The organism is Hymenobacter profundi (assembly GCF_019334315.1).
In the GTDB taxonomy this organism is placed as follows: domain Bacteria; phylum Bacteroidota; class Bacteroidia; order Cytophagales; family Hymenobacteraceae; genus Hymenobacter; species Hymenobacter profundi.
Genome location: NZ_JAHWGL010000163.1, coordinates 1 through 6,136 on the forward strand (window position 1 = coordinate 1; position 6,136 = coordinate 6,136).

General features: G+C 57.1%; 5 protein-coding genes. 1 reads left to right on the forward strand and 4 read right to left on the reverse strand.

What is annotated here, in order from left to right; translation table 11 throughout:
• Positions 1-24: 24 nt before the first annotated feature.
• From KYK14_RS21230 to KYK14_RS21245, 4 genes are all read right to left on the reverse strand, one after another.
• Positions 25-858 (reverse strand): type 1 glutamine amidotransferase, encoded by an 834-nt coding sequence (locus KYK14_RS21230; protein ID WP_219161676.1) that lies wholly within the window; start codon positions 856-858, stop codon positions 25-27.
• Positions 859-973: 115 nt separating this feature from the next.
• Positions 974-2,077, reverse strand: a complete 1,104-nt coding sequence (locus KYK14_RS21235; protein ID WP_185283896.1) for a carboxylate-amine ligase — start codon at positions 2,075-2,077, stop codon at positions 974-976.
• Between the two features lie 245 nt (positions 2,078-2,322).
• Positions 2,323-3,333 (reverse strand): ATP-grasp domain-containing protein, encoded by a 1,011-nt coding sequence (locus tag KYK14_RS21240; protein ID WP_219161677.1) that lies wholly within the window; start codon positions 3,331-3,333, stop codon positions 2,323-2,325.
• A 158-nt stretch (positions 3,334-3,491) separates the two neighbouring features.
• Positions 3,492-4,202, reverse strand: a complete 711-nt coding sequence (locus KYK14_RS21245) for an esterase family protein (protein WP_219161678.1) — start codon at positions 4,200-4,202, stop codon at positions 3,492-3,494.
• 136 nt (positions 4,203-4,338) lie between these two features.
• Here KYK14_RS21245 and KYK14_RS22235 point away from each other — a divergent pair, with 136 nt between their 5' ends.
• A complete protein-coding gene (locus KYK14_RS22235) occupies positions 4,339-5,862 on the forward strand; it encodes an alpha/beta hydrolase-fold protein (protein ID WP_246601972.1) in 1,524 nt (507 codons plus the stop codon).
• Positions 5,863-6,136: the final 274 nt, after the last annotated feature.

Below are 6,136 nucleotides of genomic sequence, written 5' to 3' on the forward strand. Positions count from 1 at the left end.
AAGCTCAGCATGACGTTCCTGTATTTACAAGGTAACCGGCTGATCAACAGCCGTAAGCGCCGCTACAGATTGTCGCAAAAAGGCCGGCACCAGAATGCGTTCAGTCAACTCAATGGCTTCGGGGTCTTGGAGCAGACGCACCATATCGTCGTATTTCTGCTGACCGTGCGTGTCAATCACCTGCTGGCGGCGCTCTGTAGTCAGCATGTAGTGCAACATACCTTCACCGTCGGCTTCGGGGTGAAACTGGGTGCCTACCATCTCCGGCGTGAAGCGCAGAGCCATAATGGCCCGGTCGAAAGGCACGTGAGGCCGGTCTTTTTCCATCGCCAGCACCTGCACGCCCAACCGCCGCAAGTGGTCCTCATCAGGATTCGTCACCTGAAAATCGCGCGAGTCGACGGCCATGAACGGGTCAGGCAACAGGCCCAGCAAAGGGTCTTGCTGGCCGGCCTCGGTCATGTGCATTGGGAAGATGCCGAAGGAGGTAGACTTGCGGGCGCTCAGCTCGCCTACCTGCAAGTGGCGGCTCACCAGCTGGAAAGAGTGACAAATCAGCAACACGTACTTTTTCTGCTCGTGCGTGCGGTTCCAGGCCAGCAGCTGGTCGATGAGCGCGAAGTAGGGCGTTTCCCAGGGCTCGTCGGAGGGTAGCGGTGAGCCGGGCCCGCCCGATGAGAGGTAGATATCGTAGTCGAGGCCCGGCAGCGCCACCTCGGCGCGCACGTTAAATACGTCGTAGGTGACGGGCACGGCCACCTCGGCTTGCAACTGGTGTAAGATCTTCAGAATACAGCGCATTCCCTGATTCGGGAAATTGTTGTACATATCCAGAACGGCAATTTTCAATGATTTCATGCGGTAGCAACTGCCCGACTTGCAAGCCGGGAATAATGGCAAAAAAGCAGAGCGACAGCAAAGATGTGGCCGAACCTGCCTCAGGTTCCAACGGGGAAGCCTGACAGGTAGAACATTACAAACCGTAAGAGGTTTCCTGCACAATGAAATCAACGACTTTCTTCAGGTCACCAGTCTCGCGGAATACCTTTAATTGGCGGTCGGCGCCGGTACCCATTTCCATCATTTTGTGGATGTACTCTACCTCGTGGCGGCTACCCAGCTCATCCAGCACGTCGTCCACAAAGTCCAGCAGCTCCTGAATCAGATTGCGGGTGGGTAATTCTTCCTGCTTGCCAAAATCGATGAGCTTGCCGTCGAGGCCGTAGCGGGCGGCGCGCCATTTGTTTTCGTTGATGAGGGCCTTGCGGTATTGTCGGAAAGTGAGGTTGCTGATCATCAGCTTATACACCTTGGCCACCAGCGCCTGCATGAGTGCAGCCATGGCCACGGCTTCGTCCACGCGCAGCATCATGTCGCACACGCGGTACTCGATGGTGTTGAAGAACGGATGCAGACGCAAGTCCCACCAGATCTTCTTGCCATTATCAATACAGCCCGTCTTGATGAGCAGGTTGATGTAGGCATCGTACTCGCTGGCGCTGCCAAAGTGCTCAGGAATACCCGTACGCGGGAAACGCTCGAATACCTTGGTTCTGAAGGATTTATAACCGGTTTCGCGGCCTTCCCAGAAGGGCGAGTTGGTACTTAGCGCGAAGATGTGGGGTAGGAAATAGCGCAGGGCGTTCATCATGTATACGCCCAACTCGCGGGTTTCTACGCCCACGTGCACGTGCATGCCAAATACCAGGTTGGAGCGGGCGGCATCCTGTAATTCCTCTACAATCTTGTCGTAGCGGGCATCTACCGTAATGGGCTGGTCCTGCCAGCGCGAAAACGGGTGCGTACCCGCGGCTGCAATTTGCAGCCCTACCCGGTCGGCCAGTTCAATCACCTGGCGGCGCAGGTGCGTTACCTGATGGCGGGCCTCCTCAATATTATTGCACACCGTAGTGCCTACCTCCACCACCGACTGGTGCATTTCGGCCTTCACCTGTTCCTGCAAAATCATCTTGCCCCCCTCCACAATCTGCGACATGTGGGAGCGAAGGTCGCGCGTTTCCGGATCAATCGTCTGAAACTCTTCCTCAATTCCGAGGGTGAAAACCGGCTTACCCATGATGATAATAGATTAGAAATGAATGAATAGGGTGGTAGTTAGGGTAGGGTTTTAAAGAAGTTGGAAGCCTAAGCTAGTTCCACTCAAAAAAGGAGGGGTGCCCGCAGGGCGGGGTGGTAAAACCGCAAGAACGAAAGCTAGAGTTAGTCCTTTTAGCTTTCTAGTTCTAGTATTGTTCAACGACTTTACCACCCCGCCCTGCGGGCACCCCTCCTTAAAAAAGAGGGAAATTCTAACTCTCGCTCTTAGCTTTCTTTCTTAGCGGTAGCCGTTGCCTTCTTCGGAGCAGCAGGTTTCTTAGCTGGCGCCGCGCTTGCCGTTGGGTGTACAAACGTGCCCCAAGTAAGGTTATCCTTGCCGGGCTTCTGGGCTTGAGCACGCTTGATGGCCATGTTGGCCGCGGTTTCCACAACCCACTCAAAGTTCTCCTGGCCCACAGAATTGATATCCGCATCGGGGGCAGGGTTGCCGAAATCAATAGCCAACGGAATACCGTCGCGCACAGCAAACTCTACCGTGTTGAAATCGTAGCCAAGGCCCTGGTTGAGCTTCAATACATAGTCTTTCATGGTAGCCAGCAGCTTTTTGCCCGCGGCGCCCGTGGTTTTCATCTCGGTGGCGTAGCGCTGATGGAACTCGTTGCGGGGCTCGTAAGGCATGATGCGCACATCCTTACCACCAATGCAGTAGCAGCGGAAATAATCGGTAAACTCCACCGCTTCCTGGAGCAACATCACCAGCTGGCCGGTTTCGTTGTAGGCGCTGAAAAACTGCTCGGGATTGTCGAGCTTGTACACGTTTTTCCAGCCGCCACCCGAGTGAGGCTTCATGAATACGGGCCAGCCCAGCTTCTCAAACGCGGCGTCCCAGTCCATCCAGTTCAGGTTGCGGAACGACTGATCTGAGGTGTCGTCGGGGCGGTTTTTGGAGGGTAGGAGCAAGGTTTTGGGCACCGGCACACCCAGTTGTACAGCCAGCGCATTGTTGAAAAACTTCTCGTCGGCCGACCACCAGAACGGGTTGTTGACGACAGCCGTGCCGCCCAGCGCAGCATTTTTGAGGTAGGCGCGGTAGAAGGGCACGTCCTGCGAAATCCGGTCGATAATAACGGCGTAATCGGTTGGAACGCTTTGCTCAACTAGGCCAATCTGCACAAACTCGGCCTGTATGCCACTGGGTGCTTTCTCATTTACGCGGTCAACGAATGCCTGCGGAAAGCTGTTTTCCCGGCCGAAAAGAATGCCAATTTTTTTCATAGTGTTTTAGGGGGTTAGGGTCTTGATTAAGTAGGGCCTCTAGCCCGTTAGAACGCCATTTCGAGCTTGTCGAGAAATCTCGCGTGCTGATGAAAGATAGGAATTCTCACCAAGCGAGACTTCTTCCGCTGGTCTAAATGACATTTAAAAAGGGAGTTTTACGCTTCAATTTGCGCTAAATATTCCGGGAACATGTCGCGCCACACAGGCCAGTCGTGGGTGCCGTAGGGGCGGATGTCGAGCCAGTGGCTGATGCCCTTACGGTTCAGGATTTCCGACATTTCAATGTTGCCCTGCTTACAAAAGTCGTCTACGGCCGAGCCCAGCACAATGCCCATCTGGTAGAAATTGTCGTCCTGCGCAGCGGGCATGTAGGCCGGTGGGTTGTTGAAGTAGAGGTCGTCGTTGTGGTAGCCGCCCAGAAAGTTGCTGATGTCAAACTTAGCGCCCATCGAAAACATGTGACTGACCTGGCTAGGGTGGCGGAAGGCGAAGTTGAGCGCATGGTAACCGCCGAAGCTGCACCCGGCCACCGCTACTTTGGCCACGTTGTTTTCGCGTTGCAGCTGGGGTACCAGCTCCTCGGTCAGCATTCGGTCATAACGGATGTGGTTGTGCAGGCGCTCCTGGGGCGGCAGGTGCTGGCCGTACCAGCTGTAGCCATCCACGCTATCGACGCAGTAGAGGCGTATTTTACCACTGTCGATCAACGGAGCAGCAGCATCTACCAACCCAAAATCTTTGGCCTGATAATACCGCCCACCGGAGGTAGGGAAGACGATAACGGGGTAGCCACGCTCGCCGAAAACCAGCATTTCAACGTCGTGACCAAGCGCGTGGGAATAGAAGGGGCGGTAGGTTTCCTGCACGGAAAGAGGGAGTTGTGAAATGGAAAATCAGAAATATTCAGCTATAAACTTTCATTTCTCCGGGTAATCTACGGCTTGGAAGCGGAATAAAGTACCTTGCGGCCTTAAAATCGTTCGTGAAGCTATTCCCCGGCGAATGAATCAGCCTGCTTTCCTTCCTACGCAAAATACGGCCGTAACGGTGGTTCGCCGCTTGCGGCTGGCCTCGCGGGCCCTGCGGCGCACCGTCCGGTTCGATGTGGTGCTACCGCCTGGCTACGATGCTGCCGCGCCCGCGCCCTACCCCGTGCTCTACCTCAACGACGGGCAGGACCTGCGCCGCCTGCACCTGCCAGCCACCCTTAATGCGCTCTACCGCCACCAGGCGGTGCGGCCGTTTGTGCTGGTGGCCATTCAGGCGGGCGTGCGGGTGCAGGAGTACGGCACCGCTGCCTACGCCGACTACCTGGGGCGGGGCAGCCGCGCCAAGCACTACACCGAGTTTCTGCTCACCGAAATGCTTCCCTACGCCCAGGCGCGCTACCACGTGAGTGCCAATCCGACGGAGGTAGTAGTGGCGGGCTTCTCCCTCAGCGGGTTAGCGGCGTTCGATTTTGTGTGGCACCACCCCGAGGCCGCGTTGCGGGCGGGCGCGTTTTCGGGCTCGTTCTGGTGGCGTCGCCGCGCCCTCGACCAGGGTTACACCGACGCCGACCGCCTCATGCACCTGCTCGTGCGCGAGGGCCAGCCCGCGCCCGGCCAGCAGTTCTGGTTGCAAACCGGCACCCTCGACGAAACTAACGACCGCAACAACAATGGCATCATCGATGCCATTGAAGACACATTGGACTTGGTGGCGGAACTGAAACGGCACGGACTTCACCCCAACCGCGACGTGCGCTACGTGGAGGTGGTAGATGGCCGACACAACCAAGCCACGTGGGGCCGTATCCTGCCCGATTTCTTGCAGTGGGCCTTCGGGCCAGCGGAGGTAGGAGAGTGGCTGACATCGGAAGAGCTACTGGGCAGCCGCCGGGTGTGGGGTAGCCCCAGCCGCCTGGCGCGGCACCGCCGCCGACTACGGCCGCAGCCGCCTACCCTACCGCCCTATCCCGAAGCCGCCAGCCTCGCCGACTTCCCGATGCAGCCCAACATCCCGCGGCCGCAGCCAGGGCAGTACCCAGCGTATTTCGATGCCTCGTACATTCCCCGCGTGCCGGTGGGCGCCAACCCGCTGGTGCAGATGGAGCAACAGCTGCGCGAGGTGCAACAGGTGGTGGGCCAACTCACCGACGAGCAAGCTCTTACCAACTACGACCCTGGCAAGTGGAGCATCAAGGAGATGTTGCTGCACGTGCTGGATTCCGAAAGGGTATTTGCCTACCGCGCCCTGTGCTTTGCCCGCGGCGAGCAACAAACCCTACCCGGCTTCGACCAGGACGCCTACGCCCCCGAGGCCGGTGCCAATAACCGGCCCCTGGCTGATATTTTATCGGAATATGCCGCCGTGCGGAGCGCCACGCTGGCGCTGTTTCGCTCGTTCACGCCCGCGCAGCTAGATAGAGTAGGCTTCACGGCCAGCGGCCCCGTAAGTGTGCGGGCACTGCTGTTTGCCATTCCTGGTCACGAGGCGCATCACCTGCACATCCTGCGCGAGCGATACTTGCCACTGTTGCCGTAAAGCCCTACTTTGCGCACAACAAGGGCATATTTCTCCGCGTTAAGGGAGAAACTTAACCTGATTCTGCCACCCCTAACCCAGTGTACCATGGCCAAAGCACAAGACGCCCGCAAAGAGAAAAAGAAGGAGCCTGCCAAAACCACCAAGGAAAAAAAGGCTGCTAAAGACGAAAAGAAAAAGCTCCGCGACCGGGCAGAGTAGCGGTGAAGTTGTGAGTTTGTGAAGTTGTGAATGCAAAAAAACGTCTGTCATCCTGAGCGTAGCGAAGGACCTT

Excerpts from the sequence above, each read along its gene's own strand:
- KYK14_RS21230 (WP_219161676.1), bottom strand. The coding sequence starts at position 858 with ATGAAATCATTGAAAATTGCCGTTCTGGATATGTACAACAATTTCCCG.
- KYK14_RS21235 (WP_185283896.1), bottom strand. The coding sequence starts at position 2,077 with ATGGGTAAGCCGGTTTTCACCCTCGGAATTGAGGAAGAGTTTCAGACG.
- KYK14_RS21240 (WP_219161677.1), bottom strand. The coding sequence starts at position 3,333 with ATGAAAAAAATTGGCATTCTTTTCGGCCGGGAAAACAGCTTTCCGCAG.
- KYK14_RS22235 (WP_246601972.1), top strand. The coding sequence starts at position 4,339 with ATGAATCAGCCTGCTTTCCTTCCTACGCAAAATACGGCCGTAACGGTG.